Source organism: Mesobacillus sp. MER 48, assembly GCF_023714225.1.
Lineage (GTDB): Bacteria > Bacillota > Bacilli > Bacillales > Cytobacillaceae > Mesobacillus > Mesobacillus oceanisediminis_A.
Window position 1 is genome coordinate 37,909 of record NZ_JAMAUR010000012.1, and the last position, 26,211, is coordinate 64,119.

26 protein-coding genes, 2 tRNA genes, 1 rRNA gene and 2 pseudogenes are annotated in these 26,211 nt (G+C 37.0%); 12 read left to right on the forward strand and 19 right to left on the reverse strand.

What is annotated here, in order from left to right; genetic code table 11:
- The first annotated feature begins 32 nt into the window (after nt 1-32).
- Complete coding sequence (locus tag M3593_RS22300; RefSeq protein WP_251544870.1) at nt 33-506, forward strand: hypothetical protein; 474 nt, start codon at nt 33-35, stop codon at nt 504-506.
- A gap of 11 nt (nt 507-517) precedes the next feature.
- On the forward strand, nt 518-949 hold the full coding sequence (locus tag M3593_RS22305; RefSeq protein WP_251544871.1) for a terpene synthase: 432 nt from the start codon (nt 518-520) through the stop codon (nt 947-949).
- 465 nt (nt 950-1,414) lie between these two features.
- On the opposite strand, the gene M3593_RS22310 is transcribed toward M3593_RS22305, so the two are convergent.
- A protein-coding gene (locus tag M3593_RS22310; RefSeq protein WP_251544872.1) for an IS3 family transposase occupies nt 1,415-2,586 on the reverse strand; the annotation gives its coding sequence in 2 pieces (ribosomal slippage) (nt 1,415-2,298 and nt 2,298-2,586; 1,173 coding nt in all).
- Nucleotides 2,587-2,736: 150 nt separating this feature from the next.
- On the opposite strand from M3593_RS22310, the gene M3593_RS22315 reads away from it, so the two are divergent.
- Together M3593_RS22315 and M3593_RS22320 are read left to right on the forward strand one after the other, a co-directional pair.
- Nucleotides 2,737-3,471 carry a ComEC/Rec2 family competence protein gene (locus M3593_RS22315; RefSeq protein WP_251544873.1) on the forward strand — a complete coding sequence of 245 codons (735 nt, stop codon included), beginning with the start codon at nt 2,737-2,739 and terminating at the stop codon, nt 3,469-3,471.
- Nucleotides 3,471-3,683, forward strand: a complete 213-nt coding sequence (locus M3593_RS22320; protein ID WP_285848163.1) for a DUF3006 domain-containing protein — start codon at nt 3,471-3,473, stop codon at nt 3,681-3,683. The genes M3593_RS22315 and M3593_RS22320 overlap by 1 nt, the downstream gene beginning before the upstream one ends.
- Before the next feature lie 778 nt (nt 3,684-4,461).
- On the opposite strand, the gene M3593_RS22325 is transcribed toward M3593_RS22320, so the two are convergent.
- Complete coding sequence (locus M3593_RS22325; protein WP_251665134.1) at nt 4,462-4,707, reverse strand: hypothetical protein; 246 nt, start codon at nt 4,705-4,707, stop codon at nt 4,462-4,464.
- A 38-nt stretch (nt 4,708-4,745) separates the two neighbouring features.
- Between M3593_RS22325 and M3593_RS22330 the strand changes: the two genes are divergently transcribed.
- A complete protein-coding gene (locus M3593_RS22330) occupies nt 4,746-5,330 on the forward strand; it encodes a site-specific integrase (protein ID WP_251665136.1) in 585 nt (194 codons plus the stop codon).
- Nucleotides 5,331-5,679: 349 nt separating this feature from the next.
- Nucleotides 5,680-7,083, forward strand: a complete 1,404-nt coding sequence (locus tag M3593_RS22335) for a helix-turn-helix domain-containing protein (protein WP_251544874.1) — start codon at nt 5,680-5,682, stop codon at nt 7,081-7,083.
- 155 nt (nt 7,084-7,238) lie between these two features.
- Here the strand turns inward: M3593_RS22335 and M3593_RS22340 are convergent, their stop codons facing one another.
- The 3 genes and pseudogenes from M3593_RS22340 to M3593_RS22350 all read right to left on the reverse strand — a co-directional run.
- A complete protein-coding gene (locus M3593_RS22340) occupies nt 7,239-7,487 on the reverse strand; it encodes a hypothetical protein (RefSeq protein ID WP_251544875.1) in 249 nt (82 codons plus the stop codon).
- 495 nt (nt 7,488-7,982) lie between these two features.
- A pseudogene (locus tag M3593_RS22345) lies at nt 7,983-9,587 on the reverse strand (DUF927 domain-containing protein); the annotation flags it as partial.
- A gap of 183 nt (nt 9,588-9,770) precedes the next feature.
- A pseudogene (locus M3593_RS22350) lies at nt 9,771-10,073 on the reverse strand (excisionase family DNA-binding protein); the annotation flags it as partial.
- A 235-nt stretch (nt 10,074-10,308) separates the two neighbouring features.
- Here M3593_RS22350 and M3593_RS22355 point away from each other — a divergent pair.
- The 3 genes from M3593_RS22355 to M3593_RS22365 are packed head-to-tail and all read left to right on the forward strand — an operon-like array spanning nt 10,309 to nt 12,552.
- Nucleotides 10,309-10,800 (forward strand): helix-turn-helix domain-containing protein, encoded by a 492-nt coding sequence (locus M3593_RS22355; RefSeq protein WP_251488221.1) that lies wholly within the window; start codon nt 10,309-10,311, stop codon nt 10,798-10,800.
- An 8-nt stretch (nt 10,801-10,808) separates the two neighbouring features.
- The gene (locus M3593_RS22360) at nt 10,809-11,999 is read left to right on the forward strand and encodes a site-specific integrase (protein WP_251544877.1); all 1,191 of its coding nucleotides are present in this window, start codon (nt 10,809-10,811) and stop codon (nt 11,997-11,999) included.
- 43 nt (nt 12,000-12,042) lie between these two features.
- A complete protein-coding gene (locus M3593_RS22365; RefSeq protein ID WP_251544878.1) occupies nt 12,043-12,552 on the forward strand; it encodes a hypothetical protein in 510 nt (169 codons plus the stop codon).
- Here the strand turns inward: M3593_RS22365 and M3593_RS22370 are convergent.
- The 5 genes from M3593_RS22370 to M3593_RS22390 all read right to left on the reverse strand — a co-directional run bounded on the left by M3593_RS22370 (nt 12,549) and on the right by M3593_RS22390 (nt 18,097).
- Nucleotides 12,549-14,654, reverse strand: a complete 2,106-nt coding sequence (locus M3593_RS22370) for an AAA family ATPase (protein ID WP_251544879.1) — start codon at nt 14,652-14,654, stop codon at nt 12,549-12,551. The two genes, M3593_RS22365 and M3593_RS22370, sit on opposite strands and share 4 nt — an antisense overlap.
- 520 nt (nt 14,655-15,174) lie before the next feature.
- Entirely contained in the window at nt 15,175-16,803 is a 1,629-nt protein-coding gene (gene groL / locus M3593_RS22375) for a chaperonin GroEL (RefSeq protein ID WP_144481294.1), read from the reverse strand.
- Nucleotides 16,804-16,846: 43 nt separating this feature from the next.
- Nucleotides 16,847-17,050, reverse strand: a complete 204-nt coding sequence (locus M3593_RS22380; protein ID WP_251544880.1) for a hypothetical protein — start codon at nt 17,048-17,050, stop codon at nt 16,847-16,849.
- Nucleotides 17,051-17,100: 50 nt separating this feature from the next.
- Nucleotides 17,101-17,385 (reverse strand): co-chaperone GroES, encoded by a 285-nt coding sequence (groES, locus tag M3593_RS22385; protein WP_251544881.1) that lies wholly within the window; start codon nt 17,383-17,385, stop codon nt 17,101-17,103.
- A gap of 184 nt (nt 17,386-17,569) precedes the next feature.
- The gene (locus M3593_RS22390) at nt 17,570-18,097 is read right to left on the reverse strand and encodes a GNAT family N-acetyltransferase (protein WP_251544882.1); all 528 of its coding nucleotides are present in this window, start codon (nt 18,095-18,097) and stop codon (nt 17,570-17,572) included.
- A 240-nt stretch (nt 18,098-18,337) separates the two neighbouring features.
- Between M3593_RS22390 and M3593_RS22395 the strand changes: the two genes are divergently transcribed.
- A complete protein-coding gene (locus tag M3593_RS22395) occupies nt 18,338-19,069 on the forward strand; it encodes a CPBP family intramembrane glutamic endopeptidase (RefSeq protein ID WP_144481292.1) in 732 nt (243 codons plus the stop codon).
- A 3-nt stretch (nt 19,070-19,072) separates the two neighbouring features.
- Nucleotides 19,073-19,273 carry a YdiK family protein gene (locus tag M3593_RS22400; RefSeq protein ID WP_144481291.1) on the forward strand — a complete coding sequence of 67 codons (201 nt, stop codon included), beginning with the start codon at nt 19,073-19,075 and terminating at the stop codon, nt 19,271-19,273.
- Between the two features lie 24 nt (nt 19,274-19,297).
- On the opposite strand, the gene M3593_RS22405 is transcribed toward M3593_RS22400, so the two are convergent.
- Nucleotides 19,298-19,954, reverse strand: coding sequence for a redox-sensing transcriptional repressor Rex (locus M3593_RS22405; RefSeq protein WP_144481509.1), 657 nt, complete (start codon nt 19,952-19,954; stop codon nt 19,298-19,300).
- Nucleotides 19,955-19,979: 25 nt separating this feature from the next.
- On the reverse strand, nt 19,980-20,474 hold the full coding sequence (moaC, locus tag M3593_RS22410; protein ID WP_251544883.1) for a cyclic pyranopterin monophosphate synthase MoaC: 495 nt from the start codon (nt 20,472-20,474) through the stop codon (nt 19,980-19,982).
- A gap of 180 nt (nt 20,475-20,654) precedes the next feature.
- Here moaC and M3593_RS22415 point away from each other — a divergent pair, with 180 nt between their 5' ends.
- Entirely contained in the window at nt 20,655-22,583 is a 1,929-nt protein-coding gene (locus M3593_RS22415; protein WP_251544884.1) for an ABC-F family ATP-binding cassette domain-containing protein, read from the forward strand.
- Nucleotides 22,584-23,019: 436 nt separating this feature from the next.
- Here the strand turns inward: M3593_RS22415 and tsaD are convergent, their stop codons facing one another.
- From tsaD to rrf, 7 genes are all read right to left on the reverse strand, one after another.
- Entirely contained in the window at nt 23,020-24,039 is a 1,020-nt protein-coding gene (tsaD, locus tag M3593_RS22420) for a tRNA (adenosine(37)-N6)-threonylcarbamoyltransferase complex transferase subunit TsaD (RefSeq protein WP_144481506.1), read from the reverse strand.
- Nucleotides 24,039-24,488, reverse strand: a complete 450-nt coding sequence (rimI, locus tag M3593_RS22425; protein WP_144481505.1) for a ribosomal protein S18-alanine N-acetyltransferase — start codon at nt 24,486-24,488, stop codon at nt 24,039-24,041. Before rimI ends, tsaD begins: the two co-directional genes overlap by 1 nt.
- 13 nt (nt 24,489-24,501) lie before the next feature.
- Nucleotides 24,502-25,203: a tRNA (adenosine(37)-N6)-threonylcarbamoyltransferase complex dimerization subunit type 1 TsaB gene (gene tsaB, locus M3593_RS22430; protein WP_251544885.1), complete on the reverse strand. Its 702-nt coding sequence runs from the start codon at nt 25,201-25,203 to the stop codon at nt 24,502-24,504.
- Nucleotides 25,204-25,656, reverse strand: a complete 453-nt coding sequence (tsaE, locus tag M3593_RS22435; RefSeq protein WP_144481503.1) for a tRNA (adenosine(37)-N6)-threonylcarbamoyltransferase complex ATPase subunit type 1 TsaE — start codon at nt 25,654-25,656, stop codon at nt 25,204-25,206. It abuts the gene before it with no gap.
- 213 nt (nt 25,657-25,869) lie between these two features.
- Nucleotides 25,870-25,945: transfer RNA gene (locus M3593_RS22440), tRNA-Asp, on the reverse strand.
- Nucleotides 25,946-25,971: 26 nt separating this feature from the next.
- Nucleotides 25,972-26,045: transfer RNA gene (locus tag M3593_RS22445), tRNA-Met, on the reverse strand.
- A 39-nt stretch (nt 26,046-26,084) separates the two neighbouring features.
- A 5S ribosomal RNA gene (rrf, locus tag M3593_RS22450) occupies nt 26,085-26,200 on the reverse strand.
- Nucleotides 26,201-26,211 lie beyond the last annotated feature (11 nt).

Genomic DNA, 26,211 nt, shown 5'->3' on the forward strand with positions numbered 1-26,211 from the left:
TTGAAGTAATTCAAATTTTTGGGAGGTTTAATGTGAAAAAAAATTTCGTTTTATTAATGGTATTGGTTTTATTCTTTTCAACTATGGTTTTAAGTGTTGGACCTATTGATGCTTCAGCTGCTACTATGAAAGACGTGCCGGGTTCTGCTGGTTGGAAATACCGTGTTGAAAAGCCTCATATTGATGGCGTGAATAATGATTGGCATGTACATGTGGAAAAGGGAAAAATTAAAGGAGCTGAAAGAGTTACTGGAGGGAAAAGTCATAATAAAACCTTAGATTCCTCTGGTGTTCCAAAAACAGTGCAAAATAACGTGAAAAAGACAGAAGATTTTAAAAAAGGGGTAGAAAAACAAAAAAAATTAGATGCAGAACGTAAAAAGGTTAGTAAAATGTCTTGGAAAGATATAATATTAAGTCCTGTAACATTTTTAACAACAATAGCAGTTTTAGTAGGTGTAACTGTAGCAACTTTATTATCGCAACCTAAATTAATATTTGGGTAGGAGGAAACTAGATGATATCACTTCAGAGAATTTTAAAATTGCGTGATTTAGAAATATTTCATGCATTAAAAGACGGAAATATTTTAGCATATGCAGTAATTGAGGATACTAGAAGTCCTTTTACAGAAGAAGATAAAAAAATGGACCCTTTATGTTATATGGATGAAGAAGACATTAATGAAGTTCTAAATGTTTTTAGAATATCATTAATTAATGATGAAGCTCTAACAAAAGAAGATTCAATTACTTTGAGAACGTTTTTTTCAGACTTTGTGAATACTTCAGAATTGACGAATTTCATTATTAAGGAATATATTCAAAAAGACTTATATGATTATGAGGACAATATAGAGTTTTTCAATAAGATTTTAAAAAATATAGGTTCAACTTATATTATTAAAGAATTTGATGAAAAAAAATGGATTTATTTATCTCAAGATTAAAATTTTAGTGCGCAACAAAAGGACAAATTTATTACTGATCTTGAAATGAATAGAGGCTAGTCGCCCTTTCTTCTGATATGAGAAACCGCCGATCCGACCAAGGATAGAGCGGTTTTTCTCATTGAGAGTACCGCCAGGAATACTATCTGTATATAAATCAATCCCCCCGTCATCTCTTTATTATTACCTATAAGAACACCGAGTTCTTCCAATATAATTGACTTTGTATCCACTTCTCTACCATAAACATTTATTTCATCAGATTCATTATTTTCGTTTACCAGTTCCGTTTTAAATTAAGTTAAACCAGTTGTATTTCACATAGAAATTTAATAAGGAAAAATAATTTTTTTGTATATCTAATTAACTACCCATATGTTAAATTTTTGAATATAAGGAGATAAAATGAAAAAACGAAAATAATTCTGAACTGACCTATCGATTTGAGACACAAGAAAAAAACACCTATGCTACCTGTTCTCTATATTCAATTGGGGACAGGTAGTTTAATTTTGCCATGAGTCGTATTTGATTATAATATTGGATGAAATTTTTAACCTTTTCCACTACAATAGGATTTGTAAGATACTCTCGTGGCTGAGAGTAGAATTCTTCTGACTTTAAGGTAGAGTGGAAGGATTCAATCACGGCGTTATCCAAGCAGTTGCCTTTCCGAGACATGCTTGTGATAATGCCTTTTTCTTTTGCTAGCGATTGAAAAGCTCTAGATGTATATTGTGCACCTTGATCACTGTGTATTATTACATTTTCAACGTTTCGATTCTGAACAGCGTCTTTTAAGGTGTTCAATACAAGTGTTACGTCCTGGCTCAAACTTATTCGGTAAGCAATTATTTCATTATTATAAAGGTCCATAATGCTAGATAGGTACATCATGGATTGTCCGAATGGAAGATATGTTATATCTGTAACCCATTTTTCATTTGGTTTAGATGCTTTAAAATTACGTTCCAAACGATTCGGAACCACAATATGGCTCTCTCCTGAGAATTCAACCTTCTTCTTTGGTTTTACTCGGCATTGCAGGTTATATTTTTGCATTACTTTTTGAACAGTATTCCGGTTAACTTCCACTTTAAAATCTTTTTTAAGCCATGCCTTAACAGTCCGATGACCTATACGAAACTTATGTTTTTCACAAATCTCTTTAATTTGAAGTTCTAATTCACTTGGTTTACAAGCTCCTCGTTTCTTCCAACGGTAATAGGTGGCACGTGGAACCCCTATGCAATCACAGATGGTAGAAATGGTATATTTTCTTTTTAAGTCCTCTACAAGCTCTAAAACAACCTCTGGTACCAACTCCTTTCGATCTCCTTGTACTTTTTTAATATCTCCAGGTGAATCTGTAAATGCTGGTTCTCTTTCTTTAGCTGCTCAACTTCAGTCAATCCCTCGGGTCCTTTTCCAAAGCTATACTGTTTACCAATAGGTTGAGAATGAGAAAAACGATACATTTCTCCCTTTCTGTACCACATCATCCAAATCCTGATCTGAGAGTCATTTACAATCCCCAACTCCTCCATTATTTCACGATTGGAATATTGCCCTGACATTTTCAGTTCAATTGCTTTCATTTTTGTCTCATATGAGTAAAAATTATTGTTCTTCCCCATAAGAAAAACACCCCCTGTATGTCATAGAATAATTACGACTTAAGGGGTGTTTTTTCCTTTGTCTCATTTACCTAGGTCTCTTCATTCTTACAATCATTTTATTGTTCGGTTTAGTAGCTGTACACCCTTCTAATACAGCTACCAAAAGAGATGAAAGTTCACTTTATTAATGTTGGACAAGGTGATGCTATATACATAAAAGCACCTATCGGGGAAGATGTCATCATTGATGCTGGTAACATAGACGGCAGTGATGTCGTTGCATATCTAAAGAAGCAAAAAGTAGGTGATATTGAAATTATGATCGCCACTCATCCAGATGCAGATCATCTTGGTGGTTTGGATGAGGTACTCAAAGCCTACAAAGTAAAATCTGTTTATTCCCCTAAAGTAAGCCATACAACACTAGCTTATAAAGAATTTTTATCCGCCGTTAAACGTGAAGGTTTAAGTATTAAAACAGCATCAAAAGGCGTTAGGATTCCTCTTAAAGGGATAACGAGAAGCTTTGTTGCACCACTAAAATCCTATATTGCTAGTGACTTAAATAATTGGAGCGCCGTATTAAAGCTTGTATATAATAAAAAGTCATTCCTATTTACTGGTGATGCAGAAAGTAAATCCGAAACAGACATGATTACCTCAAAACAAAATTTAACCGCGAATGTTTTGAAAGTGGATCATCATGGCGCTAGTACATCATCAAGTAGCAACTTCTTAAAAGCAGTGAAGCCACAATACGCAGTAATATCTGTTGACAAAAACAGCTATGGGCATCCTACAAGTACCATTTTGAGTAGACTTAAATCGGCTAAGGTAACTACGTATAGAACAGATAAAAGTGGTCATATCATCTTCACGACAAACGGTACTACAGTGAGATAATGCGTGGAATTATTGATCGATTTGAGGGAGAGATTGCTGTAGTTGAAATTGGTGGTACCACAAAGGACTTCCCTAAAGAATTGTTTCCAAAGTTCGCAAAAACAGGTGATGTAGTGGAAATAAATGAAGATAAAGTTACAGTTTTAAAAAAACAAACTGAAAAACTCAGAAAAGAAATTGAAGATCTAATGAACGAAGTTTGGGAAGATTAAATAAAAAGCCCCTCTTGGGTAGGGCTTTTTACATTAAACTATTAACTCCGTACAGGAAACACAACAAAAAACTTTACTTTTCTGGTAAGTGGTTAGATATCTCTTCAAGTTCTATTTACAATTATACTTCTTTACAATTAAGATCCTTGGTGAAGTAAGTAAAGCATTTGGGGATGCGATAAGGAAACTCCTTGAAAAAGCATTAGGTATAGGAGCGGCCCTCGGGAGTTTTTATATCCTAAAACTTAAAAGACCGAATTTAGATATTGAATATAAAACAGAATAAATTATTTTAAAGATGACCGCTACATATATGTAGGAGGGATAAAAAAAATTAAGAGATTCAGAGAAAGTACCTGGAAATTAATCAGTACTTTTTTAAACAAGAGGTATTATAATACAAGTAGTCGGTTGATATGACATAAAAGTGAATTGCCGTATTGCGAGCAACTCATTTTAAACTTTAAACACAAAATTAGTGCAAATTAAAAGTTTAATCCAGTATTCCACCAGTCATTATAATCTTTTAGAAACTTTTGTTTGGCTTGTACTTCGATTATCTTGGTAATCATAAAAGCATCTTTACCAAAAGAATTTAGAGAGGTTCCTAAGTGCCACACTTCATTACTATCTAAAATAATAAATCTATCGTGGCAGCGATTATTTTTCTTTGCGTTTACATTCTCCCTATTAATAGCAAAGGGTCCAAAAAGTCTTTTAAAACTCTTCGTTTCATATAAGGCAAGTAAATTTATTTCTATATCGTCTGGAAGATCTTCTAAAATTCCAAAACTTCATAGTCCAAATACTTATCTATGATTGATACAGACTTTTTTGCCGGTCTAATCGTTTTGATTAAAAACATTTTTGATTCATATATTTCACCAGGTGAAAAATAGAACTGTGTTTTAATAGATTTTTCTGGTTTTAAAAAGTTAGGTGAGTTTTTTTGAGCCTCTTTTTGCATATTTGAATTGAAAGGATCAATATTAGTTGGATTAATTTTTTCTGTTATATCAGACACCGTTTCGAATGTTTCGTGGCTATTATAGAAGTTTACCTTTGATATTAGCCCTCGCTTTTTTACCAACCTCATCATATACTGGAATGCGTATAGGGGAACTGCTTGCTCTTAAATGGGCAGATGTTGATTTGGAACAAAGTAAATTAAGAGTTACCAAAACTCTTTATAATCCTAATAATAATTACCGAGAATATCAACTTTTGACCCCAAACACAACTGGTTCAGTCCGAACTATTAAAATTGATGAAATGCTAGTAAGCATGCTCAGAAAACATAGAATTGTGCAAAGAGAATCTAAAATGAAAAACAGACAAATATACAATGATAAGGGTTTTATCTTTGCAAGGAGTGATGGACACCCTCAACTAAGGAAGGTTATTGAAGTGAGGATTAAACGACTTCTTAAGAAAGCTGAGATAAATAAGAATATTACACCTCATTCATTCCGCCATACCCATACTTCCTTGTTAATAGAAGCAGGAGTGGGGATAAAAGAGATTCAACAACGCCTTGGGTATTCAGATATAAATACCACAATGAACATATATGCTCATATGACCGCCAATATGGAAGAAAAGGCCTCTCATCAGTTTAGTAAACTAATGAAAGACCTTCTCTTATAGACGGTAATTATTTAATTTTAGCCGTGTATTTTTACTTGTGCGGACAAACGCGCGGACAAATTGACAATTACAGCTTTTAAAACGTTGATATAACAGGAATTCAATCCCCTTATTACATCATTCCGCCCATTTATTAACCCTATAAATATTTAAAGACATATGCCAAAAAGCCTTATAAATCAACGTTTTAAATTCCACACACTTTATGAAAACTATTAATAACAAACCCTACCGGATACTAATCGGATACTAAATATTAGACAGCCCATCAAAGAATAAGGATTTTTCATTGTAGAATGATTTACTAATCCAAATTATGTATACACTGGTAATTAGGGGTGTTTACAAGATGAAAAATGTTCTAGCAATGTACAATTGTTCTTATTTTATCAATGAAATCAGTGAAGAACTAGAAATATCTCTAAAGAATATTCTTAATATTCTTGAAAATCATGTAGCAGGGTTTCAATACAATGGAGCAAAAACATTTTCTCAATCCCATATAAAAAAGATATTAATTGAATATGTGGATTATGGTATAAGTTCTAAAGTAATCGCAAAAAAGTACGGACATTGTTATAAGACAATATTAAAAATATTACACGAAAACAAAATAGCCTTAAGGCCAAAAGGAACACAAAAGATTTTTGAAGATGATGAGCCCATCATCTTAAAGATGTATTTAGAAAATATCCCTACGAAAACTATTGCTGCACATTTTAATGTTAGTTCAGGAGCTATAATACGACTCTTACATAAGAATGAGGTAGAAATCAAAGAATATCAGCCAACTATTGAATCAAGACAGGATCATCGTAAGTATACTTGTAATGTGAATTACTTCTCAATACTCGATACTGCAGATAAGGTTTATTTCTTGGGTTTATTTGCATCAGACGGAGGTTTTTTAAAAAAAGCGGTAACCGGCGATTTAATAGGCATCAGTATAGGGTTAAAAGCATCATCTTATAGAATTCTAGAATCTTTTTTATTCCATATAGAAAGTACTGATATCCTTAGACTCGATTCAAGAATATACACCTATAAAGGAAGAACACGTATTTTGTATCAAAATAAGGCTGTAGTGTATTCAAAAATTTTTGCAGAGTTTGTTCGAATTCAATTAGAACTACCCCAATCTTTTAATAAAACCTTTGATATTATTTATCCAAGCACAATCCCTTTAGAATTTGCACGACATTTCTGTAGAGGTATTTTTTGTGGTGACGGTACAATAGATACTTATAGTAATAAGATAGTTTTTTATGGAACCAAAAGCCTCTTGGAAGGTATTCGTAAAGTAATTTGTAACCATTGTGCAGTAAGCTTCATTGAATTAAAACCCAAGGTAACAAAAACATCAAAAAGTGAAGATCATCTCTACGAGTTAGCCTGGAGTGGAAAAAGACAAATTTTAGCTATTTTAGATTGGCTATACATCGACACTAATTTATACATTGAGGAAAAATACCTAAAATATAAATCCCTGGATAGAGAAAAAGCAATAATTAATATAACTGACTTGATTAGCATTGAGGATATAGTTGACAAGCGTAAAAAACTTGGCATGAGCCAACTAGCCTTGGCTAGAGCAACTGCTTGCTCTGGGGCTGTTATAAGTGATCTTGAAAGGAACATAAGAACAACGATGACTACATCGATAGCAAAAAAATTACTAGAAGTCCTTTCAATTGACTATGATCCCAATGTTTTTCTTTATAGCATAGATCAATATGATCAATTAAATATATAACCTCCAAATATATATGGGTTTTTAATATCCAAACTCAATTACTAATAAGAACTGCACTTATTAATCATAGTATAGGTGCAGTCTTTACTTATTAAATTCACCTGCTTTTAAATAAAAAAGAGCTGCGTTAAACAGCTCTTGGACTCATTCTGTTTTCATTTGTTTATTAGTGACCAAATGAACCTTTGTCTTCTTCTTCTTTTCTCTGGAGTTGTAATCCATGGCTTTTCCTTTTCATAGAATTCTATATCACTTTCTAAATACAAAGCCGTTCTTCCTTTTGAGACATATTGTACGGGATTTGGAAAATCTTTTTCTAGCTTTTTTTCGTGTATACTTTGTCGTGGCATTTTCCATCTTGTAGTTAAATCTGATATCGTTAGTAGTTTTGGAAATTCACTCATTGTTTTATCCTCCTTTTCCCGAAGGTTATTCAGCAAGCTGAACGTACCTTTTTCGTTTACGAAAAAACCCATTGCACTGACTGACAGCTGTCAGTGTATAAATGGGCACTCCGTCTTCTTAACGACTTCGTGATCAATCAATAATCACGTTTTTCACACCTTCAAATAATTTGAAAGAAATCATTTCGCACAACCTTCCTTCACAATATTAAACCGATAAAATGTTACAAAAGATACAAGACTAAAAAATATACGTAACCTAGATTCCCTTTGATTTATCAACTGTTTGCTCTTTTTTGGTTACAAAGTTACACATTTTTTTAAGATTAATTTTTATATCTTATAACAATCTTTTTAAGTACATTTATTAAGACTGTATTTATTTTTATGTAACTTTGTAACCTCTGCTTCTCAAGCTTATACTATTCCATATATTTATCGGGTTACAATTTCCAAATCTTCTTGTAACCCATTGTAACCACGAAAAAAACAGGGTTACCTTTGGTATTTATTATCATTAAAATCGAATCCTAATTTATTTACATAATCCATATTTATTTCAACGACTCGGTAGGTCTGTCCTTCATGCTTAATTGACTTGTAATCAACAAAAGAGCCATTTTCTGATTTACCTACCGTTAATCCTCGTTTTAACCATTCCTTTCTTATTTGTCTTTCTTCTACACCTAACATGCTCTTAATATACTTTGGATGTAAATATAGAGTTTTGTTTCTATAAATAGCATTCATCATATTAGGTTTGTAAGAGCCTGGGTAATAAATACTTAATCGATTACTATCTAAATCTGTTAATATTTCTTCAAAAAACTGCATTGGCATGTCAATTGATTTATTTTCGTATGCTATTTCTTCAAATAAATATAACAGTGCTTCTAAATTCACATTGATTCCAAGATATTTTTTTAATATACTTCCCGTAAAGTACACAGCTGCATAATACCCAGCCAACCTATTTAGTACTTCATTTCTTTTTGCTCTATTTATAAAGTGCATTCTAACCTTATGATATTCAGGTATTAATTCTTTTTTTTCTTTCAACCATAGTATTAAAAAATCAATACCGATTGCCCCATAATTATTTCTTACTCCCTCCACTAATTGCATAATATCTGCGTGGTTACTTTTTAATGGTTGGTCTACTAGCGGAATCACCCTGGCTGCTACACCGCCCTGATTTTTAGCATACTCGTTTAATGAAACCTCTCCTGTACTCAATAAAATATTGTTCCAGGTATACTCTTTTTGATTTCCATTCAAACTACCTCTTCCCTTAGACTTCCCTCCCGAAAATTGATAAATAATTATGTTCAATACTTTATCATCTGCCTTTCTCGTATCATCCATAAGTAATGGAAAGCTATTTAAATAGGCAGCTTTACGTTCTATTGACACCTTAGTCGCATTCCATTCATTTATTAACCCATCATTACCCCAAACGCTAGCTGCTACCTTTAAAGTAGTTGTCTTACCTTGTGACGTAGCACCACTTAAATCAACTATAAATGGTTGAATACCTAAGTCTTTAATAATTACACTTGCAAAGCTAGCCAGTACAAAAAAAACCGCCTTTGGATAATTTTTTATTCGTTCGAACACTTCTAATTTCCAACTATTGCTCGTTCCTTTAATTTCGAATCCATCTTTAAGCTGATAGTCTCCCTCATCCCCCGCTACGACTTCAATATCATTTCTTAACAAGGGATGAACAAAGTGATTCTTTATCAAACCCAATCTTTCAACCGCAGCATACTGTTCTATTACATTACAGTTTAAAAAGAGATCTAAGTATTCAATTAGCGGTTTAGCATTGTTTTCATTAACTGAAAAGCCTTTTAAGCTTAATTCTAATAATTCTTTCTTAATTGCTATTGTAGATGCCGGTACAATTTCCTTAACTTTTTTATTGCGTTCATTCCATTCAATTTCATACATTACATGTGGTTTTTCAATATTTAGAAATTCCTTTGTAATAGTAGGTACTTTACGAGAAATCATTTTTAAAGTTTCTTCTCTTTTTATCTCTCTTTTGTAAAGTGATCCATTCACAATAACAAATGGTTTAGGGATTTTCATGCCTTCTTCTGAATCAAAATCTTCTTGATTTTTCGTTTCCACTAGTAAAGAATTCAGTTTTTTCTCATCTTGTAAAATAGCAGCCTGCAATAATCACACCTCCAACTGCTTATACTCCATACATTAAAGTGCTAAGCTACTAAATGTAGTTCTTTTCTCAGCAGAAGACCCTTTTTTTTCTCCAGTAGTACTTTCTACTAACTTATTGAAAAATTTTATATCTCTATTAGTTGTAGTCATCATAGCGGTCATATTATCTAAAAAATCATCTATTTCATCTCTTTTGAATAGATATTTACTTCCTACCCTGTAATAGGGAAGGCCGCTTTTTATTAACCTCTCCTCAATAATTGGTTTGCTAATATTTAAATATGAGGATAACTCATTATAGGTAAGAAAATACTTTTGTTTTACTATCTCATCTACTCGATCACTAATTGCCTTTTCAACTAACATTTTAATAGTGTTTTCATCAACTTTAATATCTAACATTCCACCTTACCCCCCCAATTAGTAATTCATGGTTTACATATTTTTTAAAAAATAAAAGGTGTAAACCTTATTCATTCTTCGATTAGAGTATTGTATACAATTTAAATATGCCCATCCTCCTCCTTTTTGTTAACCATGATTTACAAATATCTGAAACTAATGTACAATGAACTTGGCTTCTTTGTCAACCATGATGTACAATAAGGGTATCGATTCTTATGAAAAGGGGGATAAAATGAATTACCTTGGTGATTTTTTAAAGGATTTACGCGGAAATCTTTCCTTAAGAGAGGTTCAAGAAGGAACAGGTATAAGCCATACTTACTTAAGTACATTAGAAAAAGGTTATGATCCCAGAACAAAAAAACAAAGAAAGCCGAATCCAGAAGTTCTACAAAAACTTGCAAGATTTTATAAGGTTAGTTATTCCGACCTGATGTTTTTAGCAGGTTATTTAGAAAATGAAGATAAGCCTTCAGATGAATCCTTCCAGGAAAAAGCAGAGAAAATAAAAGAATATAGCTTCACTTTAAAAGAATTAGATGAACAAAGAGCACAACTAAAATCTTTAAAGAACATCAAATCTTCTAGTCCCATTTCAAATAAGGATCATATTGACTTACATTTACTTATTGAATCAGATATAGATTTATTTTACAAAGACAGAGTACTCTCTATACAAGATAAAGAAAAAATTAAAACATTACTAAAAACTTTTTTTGAATAGGTGAAGGAATGGCTCGAATATACAAGAAAAAAACTAAAAAAGGAATTAGCTGGGGATATCGAGTTTATGTAGGTACCGATCCTATAACAGGGAAAGATATACGGAAAAGTAAAGAAGGGTTCTCTACACAAAAAGATGCAAAACTTGCTGCAGCTTTATTTGAAAGGCAGATACACCAGAACGAATATATCCAACCTTCAAAAATGCTGTTTGAAGAGGTTTGTAATGACTGGGAAGGGCATTATAGCCAAGATGCAAAAGAGAGCAGCTTAAGAGCAAGACGTATTGCATTAAAACATATAATTAAGGAGTATGGGCAAATCCCCATCCAAAAGATCACTAAGAAATCATATCAAGATACAATCGATAAACTTTCAAATCAATTTAGTTCTAATTATATTTCAAGTATCCATACGTCAGCAAACATGGTCTTTGAATACGCATCTTCCCTTAAATTGATTAGTGAAATACCCACCAAAGAAATCAAATTACCCAAGAAAAAAATAAATGTTTCTGACCTCGAAAAAGGGGATTCATTATTCGATAAGTTTCTTGAAAAAGAAGAGCTAGAAGAATTTCTTACGGTAACAAAGAATGATGGCCTAGAAGGTGACTTATTAGCTTTTACAATGTTAGCATATACAGGGTTAAGGATTGGAGAAATGATCGCATTAAAATGGTCTGATATCGATTTCGAAAATCATACATTAAGGGTTATTAAAACTTATTATAATCCAACGAACAACAAATCAAAATTCAAATTATTGACACCCAAAACTCTAGGTTCTATTCGGACAATAACCATCGATATTTTACTCGTCAACTTGCTCAAAAAGCATAAAAAAGAACAAGAAAAGGTAATGAAAGATAAAAAGCATTTTTATAACGACAATGGTTTTATATTTGCCAATAATGAAGGATATCCTAAAACAATTAAGCATCTATCAATTAGAATGCAACGAATTCTTAAGAAGACATCAATTAATAAGCAAGTTACACCACATTCATTTAGACATACACACACTTCCTTATTGATTGAAGCTAATGTTCATATTAAGGAGATACAAGAAAGGCTAGGACATAGTGATATTAATACTACTATGGATATTTATGCCCATATGACAAAAAACATAAAGAAAGAGGCTTCTAATAGGTTTAGTAACCTAATGAAAGACCTCTCTTTACATCTCATAAATTAACACAAAGTATTACTATACAATGGACTTATAACAGGAGATTATCATGAATACATCTATTAGTATAAAAACAAAAACATTAATATCAGAACGTCAGCAAATAGCTTATGGGTTAATTCTTCTAATTGTTTGGATAACCACTTTAATTAATTTCATATTGTATTTTCCTGAACTACTACACGGAATATCTTTATCTATGGTAATCTTTTTGTTTTTTCATTTATTCAACATAAGAATACATGAATACTCTCACCATTATGCTGGTAAAATAGTTAGGATTAATTCAACAGTATTATTAAAAGAAAAGATTTGTATCCCCAAAGGAATCAATCACAAAAATAACTTGATATTGATGGCTTTAGGGCCAATTATTGTAGAAACTTTTATTTTCTTTATTATTTTTTGGGCAAATCCTCTCCCGTCTTTTCTTTATTTACTTCAGTGTTTGTTTGGATGGCAAGGAGACATCTATTTAATTTATATGTTAGTAAAGACAAGAGGAAATACTTATTTTAGCTTTGATGTTAATCAAAAACAATTTCTATCAAAAATTTAAACTAATTCTCCTGTTAACTCCTTTATATCTTTAGAGCATTCATCAATAATGTATTGTGGCACAATTTGATATTTACATGGATTCAACTGATACAAATAGTCATTTTCTATATGAAAGGTTTCATTTACAAACTTTTTTATAACATCATTTTGGCTATTCTCCATATTTATTATTCTATAGATCTGAAGTTTTTCGTAATTGTTTGATGTTTTAATATATAATCTAATCATGTTTTCTATATCGACTACTAAGTCATAGTAAGTTTGATAATTAAATCCATTAACAAATTCAGCAATATATGAAGTACCAACTGTGATTTCTTCTTCCGTCATTACTCTCGGCACTCCATCAGTAATGAATAATGGGTCCTTTCTCTTTTTAAATAAATTTGATAATAGCTGATAAGCCTCTGACTTATCGTCGTTTATTTCCAGAAATCTTCTTAAATAAATCAATTTATTTATATCTTCATCTAGACTGGCTATATTTTCTCTCGCTATTTCTAAGAAAGTTTTAATATCTGATTTCATTATCGTCTTTTCAGTTAAAATTCCATTTGCGTTTTCTAAAAAACACCCTTCGGGTAAAACAGTTTCAAAGTTACGCGGGAAGTGGTATATCATATCTACTATTGGATCAAAATCATGAGTTAGCATTAACACAGTTTTTCCTTTAAGACTGTTATCCCCTCTAAATAACATATCGATAATCGCATACTTTTTATTCTTATCAAATGAAGATATTGGATCATCTAAAATAATTAAGTCGGGATTGCTCTTAATAACTTCATACATAAACAAAACTAATGCAAAAGCATTTTTTTCTCCATAACTAAGAAAAAGTTTTGCATTTTCAACGTTATCTTCAACAAAATCATTGTGTTTAAGTTTTAATTTATAAGTGTGATGTTCATCTTCTTCAAGATTAACCTGATATTTATACCCTGCATATTTTAAGAAGTTATTTATCTCATTTTTATATTCTTTAATAGTCTTCTCAATATGCTTTCTTTGTTTATTTATTTCCCCCTGCAAAATTCCGGCTTTAAGGAGAATTTCATCTAGGGATCCATTGATAGCAGAAATTTTTTCTGATGTTAACGTTGAATTCAAATGACTAATAAATTCTAAATCTATTTTATATTTGTTAATAACCTCTGTAACTTTATCAAATTCCTTTAGTGTTTGGAAACCTAATGATTTTATACTATTTAGTTTACTGTATAGAACTATAATTTGTTCTCTTACTTCTAATAAGTACTTTTCATGTTCATCTTTTAATCCATCAACACTTTGGGTTATTTTAATAATTTTCTCATATGTATCTTCTGTAAAATAAGCACTTAAACGATGAACAACATCAATTACTTTGTTCAGATGTTCTATTAACTTAGAATTATATTCTTTTTTCACTGCAAGTATTGTATCCTTTTTCTTTTCAATTTCCGAAGTACAATATGGACATGCATTAGAAATTTCTAAATAATCACTCCCATTCATCTGCCATTTTAACCACTTAACATTTTCTTGATGTTGTATAAAATCTTTATATACAGTCAATTCTTCTGGGATATTTTTGATTTTGTTTCCAGTTCCTATTCCTTTATATAAACTACTTGATTTAGCTAAACCTTTAGAATTACCAAAGCAGGAAATTAATTCACTTAAATCATATAACAGCGTATCAATTTCTTCGTTATCCTTAAACGTGTCTCCTATAACCTTTATCAGTTGATTGATTTGAACCATACCTTGTTCATATTTATCATCACGAATAAATATATCAAAACTATCCTTCAATAAATCATCTGCCAAAAAAACATATTTATCCACATAGTCTTCATTAAATACAGCTACAGTATTTATAGAATCCAATCCATTAATTTCAGGGTTATTATTTTCTTTATCTCCTCTATATTTGAATGGTTTCAAATTCATTAGGTGGTTGGTTGAAGACTTCCTATCATTAATATATAAATCAATGGCTTTTGAAATAGTAGTTTTTCCTGTACCGTTAATGGCATACTTAATATTAACTTTATTTTCAATAATTGATATTTCACCAGTCTCAATACTATTACAATTCTTAAGGTTAATGTCCACTTTATCCCACCTTTTATAAATATGTTTATAATAATTTTAACACCAAAACCACAATATACCAATAAATTCATATTATTTCCAAATTATAATCAAACTGAAAGAATTTATTATGAAAGTTTAAAAAAAGATTATAACTTAAAACAGTTCTCAAACACCTTCTAATTCGTTTTTTAGACTCTTGCTTATTCCAGAAAAATATTGTTTGAGGGCTAATTAGATTAAGGAATAGGAAATTCACACGTTGAATTGGTGTTTTATGAGTGGGGATGGTTTCGAATGAACTATTTTACAAACGATGATCATTGGAATTTACATGGTTAAACAAAAAAACTAGAGAAGTTATTGACCATCTTATTTGATGAAACAAATGAAGAATAAAAAAAGAGGCGCTCCCATAAGTACAAAGACTTAAAGGAGCACCTCTATAAATATTAACAACCTGTTATCGGTCACTTTTTCGGACACCATGAAGTTTACGAATGCTTACAAACCCTTAATTAAAAGAGGTTTTAAGTCTATATTACATCATGCCGCCCATTCCGCCCATTCCGCTCATGTCAGGCATTCCAGCACCAGCTGGTTCTGGGATGTCAGCAACTACTGCTTCAGTAGTCAAGAACATTGCAGATACAGATGCAGCGTTTTGAAGTGCGGAACGAGTAACCTTAGTTGGGTCAACGATACCAGCTTCGATCATGTTTACCCACTCGCCAGTTGCTGCGTTGAAGCCTGTGCCGACTTCTTCGCGCTTCAGGCGCTCAACGATGACCGATCCTTCAAGGCCAGCGTTGTGAGCGATTTGGCGAACTGGTTCTTCCATAGCGCGAAGGACGATGTTCACACCTGTAGCTTCGTCGCCTTCAGCCTGGATTCCAGCAACTTTGTTGTATACGTTAAGAAGCGCTACGCCACCGCCTGATACGATACCTTCTTCAACTGCAGCGCGAGTTGAGTTAAGAGCATCTTCAATGCGAAGCTTGCGTTCTTTCAATTCAGTTTCAGTAGCAGCACCAACCTTGATGACTGCGACACCGCCAGCTAGCTTAGCAAGGCGCTCTTGAAGCTTTTCACGGTCAAATTCAGAAGTTGTTTCTTCCATTTGAACACGGATCTGGTTTACGCGGCTTTCGATTTGAGCGCTGTCTCCAGCACCTTCAACGATTGTTGTGTTTTCTTTTGTAACCACAACTTTAGAAGCGCGTCCAAGAGATGTGATTGTAGCAGACTTAAGGTCGCGTCCAAGCTCTTCAGTGATTACTTCACCGCCAGTCAATGCAGCGATGTCTTCAAGCATAGCCTTACGGCGGTCACCGAAACCAGGAGCTTTAACAGCCACTGCGTTGAATGTTCCGCGAAGCTTGTTGACTACCAATGTAGCAAGTGCTTCACCTTCAACATCTTCAGCAACAAGCAATAATGGCTTGCCTTGCTGTACAACTTGCTCAAGGACAGGAAGGATTTCCTGGATGCTGCCGATTTTCTTGTCAGTGATCAGGATATATGGATTTTCAAGAACTGCTTCCATCTTGTCAGAATCAGTTACCATGTAAGGAGATGCATATCCGCGGTCGAACTGCATACCTTCAACAACATCCAATTCTGTAGTGAAGCCTTTAGATTCTTCGATTGTGATAACGCCGTCGTTGCCAACGCGCTCCATTGCTTCAGCGATCAATTGGCCAACTTCTTCGTCAGCAGAAGAGATTGCCGCAACTTGTGCGATAGAAGCTTTGCCTTCGATTGGCTTAGAAATAGCCTTAAGCTCTTCAACAGCTGTAATAACAGCCTTTTCCATACCTTTGCGGATACCCATTGGGTTAGCGCCGGCGGTTACGTTCTTAAGACCTTCACGGATCATCGCCTGTGCAAGAACGGTTGCAGTAGTAGTACCGTCACCAGCAACGTCATTTGTCTTGCTTGCTACTTCAGCAACAAGCTTAGCACCCATGTTTTCGAATGCATCTTCAAGTTCGATTTCTTTTGCGATTGTTACACCATCGTTTGTGATAAGAGGCGAACCGAATTTCTTCTCAAGAACCACGTTGCGTCCTTTTGGTCCAAGAGTTACTTTTACTGCATTTGCAAGAGAATCTACTCCGCGAAGCATCGCGCGGCGTGCTTCTTCACTGAACTTAATTTCTTTTGCCATTGTAGAAAAACCTCCTCAGAATTTTAATGAATATGTTAACCCACTACATTTTTGTTAGTGTCCAGATCCAGCGCCTAGTCCCTCGAGACGATTGTTTAGTGTCGCCTCCTAGAAACTCCGAAACTTCAACTCCGCCGGCAGAAGCAAAAAGCGCTTCTTTGTCTGAGTCTCCAGTTTCTGCGTTTCTGAACAGTCGGCTATACATATCGATTTCGGTCCTGGCAATGAAGTCAAAGAGCGACTTCACTTCCAGGCCCTCCAGCGCTTGTCGGGCCTGACCAAGGCGCTTCCGCTATTCTATTCCACTATTGCTAGAATGTCGTTTTCACGTAGGATCAGGTACTCAGTTCCCTGGTACTTCACTTCTGTTCCTGCGTATTTTGAGAAGATAATGCGGTTTCCGACTTCAACTTCAAGAGCAACGCGCTCACCGTTTTCAAGTACACGGCCAGTTCCAACAGCTACGACTTTACCTTCTTGAGGTTTTTCTTTCGCTGTGTCGGGTAAAACGATACCGCTTGCAGTTTTTTCTTCAGACTCAACAAGCTCGATAATAATGCGATCTCCTAGTGGCTTGATCAAGTGAAACAACCTCCTCAAATTATATGTAGATTTTTTTTATTAGCACTCGCCTCAATAGAGTGCTAACACAATTTATATAATAATGAATCTCTATTTTTTTTGCAAGCGTGAAGCTAAAATTTTTCATGAAAATTCACGAGGGTCCTGATGGTGTCGAATGCTGGTGAAATCTCTGCTGACGGCGTCACTTCCTGGTTTGGTAGAGGACGTGCTTCTTCAGCGGACTATCCTGATCCACTCTTGGGTGAAGAAATGTTTTAACAGGTTTCATGCCGATTTTTTTCATGACATTGACAGAGGGTTTATTGATTTCTGCTGTAAAACTGACGACCTCGCTAAAGCCCAGGTTCTTGAATCCATATTCCAAACAGGCCCTGGCACCTTCTGTTGCATAACCTTGGCCCCAGGCATTTTTCTTCAGCCTCCAGCCAATTTCGATGCACGGGGTAAAATCTGATTCGAATGTTGCCCTGTGAAACCCTATGAATCCAATGAACTCTTTTGTTCTCTTCTCTTCAACCGCATATAACCCAAAGCCGTATTCTTTGAACTCGGCAAGAATCGCCTGATAAAATCTCTCAGTTTCTGCCGAGGATAAAACACGAGGAAAATAATTCATCACATCCGGGTCTGCATTCATTTTGCAAAAGTGCTCTAAATCTGCGCTTAACCAGTCGCGCAAAATCAGTCGGGATGTTTCCAAATAAATCATTTGGACCTCCAATCATTTTTAATTCACCTTAACAAGTATCTGGTAGTCAGGGAATACTAAGTTCGAACAACCAACTTTTTCATCCTGACCCTACAATTTGAACTTTCAAATCATTTACTAGTAGAATATAGAGAGTGTATAGATAAGCAAAGCTATCCCCGTATTTTATTTTACAGGCCAGCATATTATTACGTAAAATTTCAGAACATACATTTCTGCATTATTAAGGAGTTTTTTCGATTGAAAAAAGAATACTGGTACGTCATTATTGCCTATATTGTTATGCAGCTTTCAAGCCTGGTCGGTGTCCCAATCATTGCTTTCATCGGTGCTGCGATGGGAAAAAGCCTTGATGAAATGCAAACCCTTGCGATTCCATACTGGCTTGTGATCAGCTTTTCACTGACTCTTCTGATCATCCTGCTGATTTTAAGGAAGGAAAGAACCATAAATGCTGATTTGCGTGAAGTATCTTCGCCGGCAAGTTCGGCTGCCTGGGCTTTCGCCGGGGTATTCCTGGCCTTGTTCGCGCAGTCGATTGCAGGCAGCATCGAAAGCATGCTTGGAATTGAGATGGGCTCGGAGAATACTCAGGAAATCATCAAACTGATTGAAAGGTTTCCGGTTGTGATTCTCGTCAGCTCGATCATCGGTCCGATTTTGGAGGAAATCGTCTTCAGGAAGATTATTTTTGGCAGTCTGCACAGGAAAATGAACTTTTTCTTAGCAGCCTTGATCAGTTCCGTCATATTCGCACTGGCCCATATGGAGCCGGAGCATGTGATCCTATACTCTGCGATGGGCTTTACGTTTGCCTTCCTTTATGTAAAAACAAAGCGGATCATCGTGCCGATCATCGCCCATGTTACAATGAATACAATGGTTGTACTGCTTCAATCCGTATTCAGGGAAGACATTGAGAGAATGATAAAAGAAGCAGAGAAAATACAAAGCTTTATTGGGGGATTTTAAGTCATGAAGCAATCGCCTATGTTTTCAGGCATTGTCTACATCTTGTTAGGCAGCTTATTCACCTATTTCGCCATCCAAAATGTCAACGATACAGGCTGGGGATTTTTCAGTTATTTGCTCGTCCTGCTCGCAACGTTCGATTTCGGTTCCGGCATCAGAATGATCCTGTTCCATTTCAAACTGAAACAAATGGATAAAAAATAGCTCCTTCATCGAAGGAGCCATTTTTTATTCTTCAGAATCACTGTCTGTCGGATAATGCTTCAAGAAATAAATCAATGATTGCAATTCTACTGCCAGATCAATATGATGGATCCTGATTGAAGACGGTACATTCAGCCTCGCGGGCGTAAAATTCAGGATCCCCTTCACATTCGCCTGTACCAGTCTGTCCGTAATCGGCTGTGCTACCGCTGACGGCACGGTCAGGATCGCCACCTGGATGCCTTCCTCGACAACAACTTTATCGAGGTCATCCATGTGATAGACAGGTACATCGCCAATCTGCGTCCCAACCTTATCCAGGTCGACATCGAAGGCAATTTGAATTTTTGTATTATTGTTTTTGGAAAAATTATAATTCAAAAACGCCGTTCCTAAATTACCAACACCGATCAGCGCAACCTTCGTGAGTTCATCCTGGTCGAGCGTCTTTCGGAAAAAAGTCAGCAGGTAATTCACATTGTAGCCGTAACCCTTTTTACCCAAAGCCCCGAAATAGGAAAAGTCCCTTCTGATCGTAGCCGAATCCACTTTTACCGCTTCACTCAGTTCCGCGGACGATACCCTCTGCTTGCCTGAAGAATGCAAGTTCAATAAAAATCGGTAATACAGCGGCAAGCGTTTTGCAGTTGCCTGCGGAATCTTCATAGCATCATTCGTCATTCTCCATCCTCCACCTGTTCGTATTCTATTTTAACTTCTCATCTCTCTTAAAATCGCCGTTTTTCCCGCCAGTTTTCTCCACAAGATAGGTTTTGCCGATCACCATGCCTTTGTCAACGGCCTTGCACATATCATAAACAGTCAGCGCGCATGCTGATGCTGCTGTTAACGCTTCCATTTCTACCCCTGTATTCCCTTTTGTTTTAACTGCTGCAGCGATATTTAAAATATAATCATTTCCATTTTGCTCCCATTCAAACGAAAGGTCAATTCCTGTTAATGGAATCGGATGGCACATCGGAATGATTTCGGACGTCTTCTTGGCTGCCATGATGCCAGCAACCTGCGCGACTGCCAGGACATCACCTTTTTTCATCTTATTTTCAGTAATCCTTACATATATATCTTCATTAACGGTAATGCTTGAATGGGCGACTGCCGTACGGACCGTCTCAGGTTTTTCACTGACATCGACCATCTTCGCTCTTCCCTCTTCATTAAAATGCGTAAATTCTGCCATCTTCAAGCTCCTTTCAACCAAATAATACACTATTTTCACAAACTTGTGTGTGAACTTTGTTTCTATCTTCACATATAGAAGATGAAATTTTTCTGCCTTACCGCCTGTAGCAGGCCGCACATATTGCCGAGCCAATAGGATTGGGTTACACTATCCCTAAGGCATTAGAGGTGAAAAATAATGATTCTATTACAAGTCAATCAGCTATCAAAATATTTTGCGGCTGATCTTATTTTATCGAATATCAAGTTTGAAATACAGACCAATGATCGTGTTGCTCTTGTCGGCCGGAACGGGGCTGGGAAATCAACCCTCCTGAAAATCATTGCCGGCTATGAATCCCATGACGGCGGCGAGATCATCCGCCCGAAAGGAACATCAATCGGCTATCTTGCCCAGAATACCGGGCTGGAATCCGAGAAAAGTATTTGGGATGAAATGCTGGCCGTTTTTGATCATCTGCACAGCATGGAAAAAGACCTGCGCCGGCTTGAGGAAAAAATGTCTGATCCTAACATTCTGTCGAACGAGTCCGAGTATGAAAGAGTATTGAAGGATTATGACGTTTTGCAGGTCCAGTTCAAAGAAAAAGGCGGCTATCAGTACGAAGCTGACATCCGCTCGGTCCTGCACGGCCTGAACTTCCAGTCTTTTGATTATTCCACAAAAATCTCCACTTTAAGCGGAGGACAGAAAACAAGGCTTGCGCTCGCCAAGCTGTTATTGACACGTCCTGATATTTTGATTCTTGACGAACCGACCAACCATCTGGACATCGACACGCTATCCTGGCTTGAACAGTACCTACAGGGTTATGCCGGTGCGATTCTGATTGTTTCACACGACCGTTATTTCCTTGATAAGGTTGTGAACCAGGTATACGAAATCTCCCGTCACCAGCTGACGAAGTTCCCGGGCAATTACAGCTCATATTTAGAACAAAAAGCAGCAAATTACGAGCGCGACCTGAAGTTATATGAAAAGCAGCAGGATGAAATCTCCAAGCTGCAGGATTTTATCCAGCGGAACCTTGCCAGGGCCTCGACAACGAAACGGGCCCAGAGCCGCCGGAAACAACTCGAGAAAATCGATCGGATGGACAGGCCGATGGGAGATGAAAAGTCAGCTTCCTTCAGCTTCCAGATTGAACGCCAGAGCGGGAATGACGTCCTGAAGGTAAATACACTTGCTGTCGGCTATCAGAATGAAGCCGTATCCGAAAATATCTCTTTTAACCTTTCGCGTGGCGACAGTACTGCACTTGTTGGGCCAAACGGCGTCGGAAAATCGACCTTACTAAAAACAATCGTCGAAAAACTGCCTTCGATTACCGGCAATATTCAGTACGGCTCAAATGTCTCAATCGGCTATTACGATCAGGAACAGGCAGAGCTGAGCTCGAATAAAAAAGTTTTAAATGAACTGTGGGACGAGTATCCACTGAAATCGGAAAAGGAAATCCGCACCGTATTGGGCAATTTCCTTTTTTCAGGCGATGATGTGTTAAAAATCGTCTACACCCTGAGCGGCGGTGAAAAAGCACGGTTGGCACTAGCCAAGCTGATGCTGCAAAAGTCCAATTTCCTAATTTTGGATGAACCGACAAACCATCTGGACCTGGACAGCAAGGAAGTGCTTGAGAACGCCTTGATCGATTATCCAGGCACCATCCTGTTCGTCTCCCACGACCGTTACTTTATCAACAGGATCGCTACCAAGGTCCTTGAGCTCGATCGTAGTGGGGCAACAGAATATCTAGGTGATTATGATTATTATGTCGAGAAGAAGTTAGAGCAGGAAGAACTTGAGGAACTGGCCAGACAGGCGGCCATAGCAGCTGGCATAGTCACCGAATCAGTCAAACAGGACAAGACCTCCTATCAGCAGGATAAAGAGGCAAAGAAGCTCGAGCGCCAGCGCAAACGGCGTATGGAAGAGGTCGAAGCGTTGATCGATAAGCTCGAGACAGAAGTTGCAGAATATGAAGAATTGCTTTGTGACCCCGAAGTATTCCAGGATCACGAAAAAGCAGGAGAAATCAATTCTAAAATCGAAAAAGCCAAGGAAAAACTCGACGAACTGATGGAAGAGTGGACAGAATTGGCGTAAGTTTGGAAAAACCGGGCATGAATGTGTCCGGTTTTTTTGTATGTGAAAACTTATTGATGATGGTTATCCACAGAAAGTTGTGGATTGTTTACTAATGATTTGGTTTGTGCGCAAAAACGGTGTATTTAATAGCAAAAATGCTGTTTTTATTCGCAAAACCAACCTTTTTATTCGCAAACTGGAAAAATCAAATATTATTTCCAATTTAAGAACCCAGAATTCTACTTTTTATCCAACAAAAAAGTCCCGATTAGCAACCGGGACTTTTTGTTCACATAGTTATTCACATAGTGAAGATTGATTTATAGGTTATCCAGAGACTTTTCCACATTATCCACAAAACAAGCATTTCTTATCCACATTATACACAATCTAACACTGTTTTCGTTTACATATCCACAGAAGAGTCTGACAAAAATACTTTTTAACTGCGACTTTAGTTGTGGATAGTTATCTCCAGACCAGGGTTTCCGTTCAATGTCAGTGCTGCTCTTTGCCCTTTATCATACATGACACTACCTGCAGCGGCAATCATCGCTGCGTTATCAGTGCATAAAGACAGCGGAGGAATGACAATTTCCACATCTGAACCTGCAAATTCTGTGGATAATTTTTCTCTCAGGCCTTTATTGGCTGCAACTCCTCCGGCAAGCAAAACTTGTTTCACACCATATTCCTTTACAGCCTTTTGGGTCTTCGTGACGAGTACATCAATGACACTCTCCTGGAAGCTTGCCGCAAGCTCTTCAGGAGCAATTTCTTCTCCCCGCTGCTGTGCGTTATGCACAACATTGATCACAGCCGACTTCAGCCCGCTAAAGCTGAAATCATAAGACCCTTCCTCCAGCCATGCCCTCGGCAGGTCAATGGTTGCTTGTCCTTCATGAGCCAGCCTGTCGATATGCGGACCACCTGGATACGGAAGATTGAGGGTACGCGCTACCTTATCATAAGCCTCACCTGCGGCGTCATCCCTTGTCTCGCCAATCACTTCGAAATGGCCATGCTCCTTCATATAAATAAGTTCCGTATGTCCTCCAGACACAACGAGCGAAAGCAGCGGAAACTTCATCTCGGCAACAAGTCTGTTAGCATATATATGACCTGCGATATGATGGACTCCAACAAGAGGGATTCCATTTGCAAACGCTAAGGCTTTCGCAGCGTTGACACCAATCAATAAAGCACCAACGAGGCCAGGACCTTCAGTCACGGCTATCGCATCCAAATCCTTAACATCCACATTAGCCTGAGCTAGCGCTTCCTCCAACACAAGCGTAATCTGTTCCACATGGTGCCTAGATGCGATCTCAGGTACCACTCCGCCGAACCGCTTATGGCTCTCGATCTGAGAGGCCACGACATTCGCGAGGATTTCCTGTCCATTTTTAACGATTGCGACTGCAGTCTCATCACAGCTCGTCTCTATTCCCATGATTAATTGGTCTTTTTTCATTATAAATTCACCCACATTACTAAAGCATCTTCCATATTGTCTGTATAATATTGCTTCCTGATGGCTCCTTCTTCGAATCCAAACTTTCGATAGAGATTTTGGGCCCTATTATTGCTTACCCTCACTTCGAGCGTCATCCTCAATGCTCCCATTTCGCGTGCAAGCTCCATTACCTTTGCCATCAGTGCCTCGCCCAGCTTCATTCCCCTGTATTCCGGCAGCAAAGCGATGTTCGTGATATGTGCCTCATCCACAATGATCCACACACCACAGTACCCCACAACCTTCTGATCCACTTCCACCACTAGATACTGAGCAAACTGATTCTTCGTCAACTCATTGAAAAAAGCTTCCCTGCTCCATGGAACAGTAAACGAATTGACCTCAACCTCCATCACATCATCTAGATCATCAACCGTCATATTCCGGAACGTTATCGTTTTATTCATATTCGCTTCCCACTTATTTTTTAGTCTCTTGCGCTTTCAGCCAATTTGCCTCTGCTTCAGCCAGGCGGATATAGTTAGGGACGAAGGTATGAAGGTCAACAGCCTCTTTATCCCTTCCTAACAAAGCAAGTTCTGCAGGCCTTGGGTTCAACTCGGTGATCTCTGCAAAAACAGCCTTATCCCCAAGCTCCTGCTTAATGAGCTCCTCATGCAGACCAAAATCATTGCTCGTAAACAAAACCCTGCTATCCATATCATTCAAAGCCTTTACCCACTCAGCTGACATCACAAGCTGGTCTTCTTTCACAATTTCCAACCTTTGATTTTCGAATTTATATAAACCGGTATAAATCTGGCCTCTCCTCGCATCAAAAAAAGGAGACACATAGCCGTCAAAATAACGTCCTGCTGATGCTGCAGCCACCTGAAGGCTTGAGACACCTGATAATGGAATCTTCAGTGTCCAGGCCATCGTCTTGGCAATCGTCACACCGATTCGGACACCCGTGTACGATCCAGGTCCTTCAGCCACAACAATCTTCGATAAATCACCCGGTTTGACATTGCACTCCTCCATCAGTGTCTGGATCGCCGGCATCACCCGAACGGAGTGATTTTTTTTAATGTTGGAGATATACTCGCCCAAAACCGTTTCGCCATCCAGCAGACCAATACCCAAAACATAATTGGACGTATCTATCGATAATACCTTCATTTAAAAAATCTCCTTACACAATTCTTGATACCGCTCGCCCTTTGGCTCGGCGACAATTCTTCTTGCACCATTATCATCAAGGTACAACTGAAGCAGCAATAGTTCCTGCGGCAGCTGTGCTTCAATTAAATGTGCCCATTCCACAACTGTTACACCATTACCTTCAAAGTATTCTTCAAAACCAAGATCTTCAAACGCATCTTCCACGCGATACACATCCATATGATATAAAGGAAGCCGTCCCTGATATTCCTTAATGATCGTAAAAGTAGGGCTATTCACATTCCTGGTAATACCAAGCCCTTCAGCAAGCCCTTTGGTAAAAGTCGTCTTTCCCGCACCTAAATCACCTTCAAGGGCAATCACGTCACCCTCTTTCAAAAGAGCAGCCAGCCTCTTCGCAAAATCCTTTGTCTCTTCGGGCTGCGTGGAAATGAATTGATAAGTCGCCATATATCTATCACCAACTAACAATCAATTTTATAATACAAAAAAACCTTAGGATGCCTCCTAAGGATGACGATTCTATATGTAGTTTACACGATTTATCCAGTCCGGGCAAAAAAACCGGCCATTTTCCCTTTTGAATAAGGCAGAACGGTAATAAAAAGCAAAAAAAAAAAACGAAACCCTGTTTCGCTTTACGATTCTAGTAATCTAGAAAAATGGCGGTCCCGACCGGGATCGAACCGGCGATCTCCTGCGTGACAGGCAGGCATGTTAACCGCTACACCACGGGACCATAATATGTATGAAAAAGATGGATTATTGCGGGGGCAGGATTTGAACCTGCGACCTTCGGGTTATGAGCCCGACGAGCTACCGGGCTGCTCCACCCCGCGTCGATAATATTATGTGTAATCCATTAAATTGTTCAAACAGCCCGGCGGCGTCCTACTCTCACAGGGGGAAACCCCCAACTACCATCGGCGCTGAGAAGCTTAACTTCCGTGTTCGGTATGGGAACGGGTGTGACCTTCTCGCCATCGCCACCAGACTATTTGGTTT